Raw genomic sequence first — 436 nt, 5'->3', positions numbered from 1 at the left:
CCTCCGCCGGCCACCTCACCCTCGTCGTCACCAACGGCATGGGAGAAGGAATCGAAGCCGCCCTGCTCACCAACCTCGCCGTCAACGCCCTGCGCAACGCCCGCCGCGCCGGCCTCTGTCTCGCTGACCAGGCCTGCCTCGCCGACCAGGCCGTATACGGCCACTACCACGGCCAGGCCTACCTCTCCACCTTGCTGCTGCGCTTCGACCTCGACACCGGCCAGACACAGATCGTCGACGCCGGCTCACCCCGCATGTGGCGCCTCAGGCACGGCAAGGCCGAACAGATCCAGCTGGAAGCCCAGCTCCCGCTCGGCATGTTCGAAGACACCCTCTACACCGCCGAGCCCTTCCAGGCCGAACCCGGCGACCGCCTGGTCTTCGTCAGCGACGGCGTCTACAACGTCGCCTCACCCGCCGGCGAGCCCTACAGCGA

General features: G+C 68.8%; 1 protein-coding gene. It reads left to right on the top strand.

All coding sequences use genetic code 11. From position 1 onward, the window contains the following. Positions 1-436, top strand: a 436-nt coding sequence (locus N4G70_RS36925; RefSeq protein ID WP_261717161.1) for a PP2C family protein-serine/threonine phosphatase, incomplete at both ends; no start/stop codon positions are given.

The organism is Streptomyces sp. ASQP_92 (genome assembly GCF_025399895.1).
Classification (GTDB): domain Bacteria; phylum Actinomycetota; class Actinomycetes; order Streptomycetales; family Streptomycetaceae; genus Streptomyces.
Note: the sequence above shows the minus strand (reverse complement) of the source record. Positions and strands in the feature narration are given on the sequence as shown.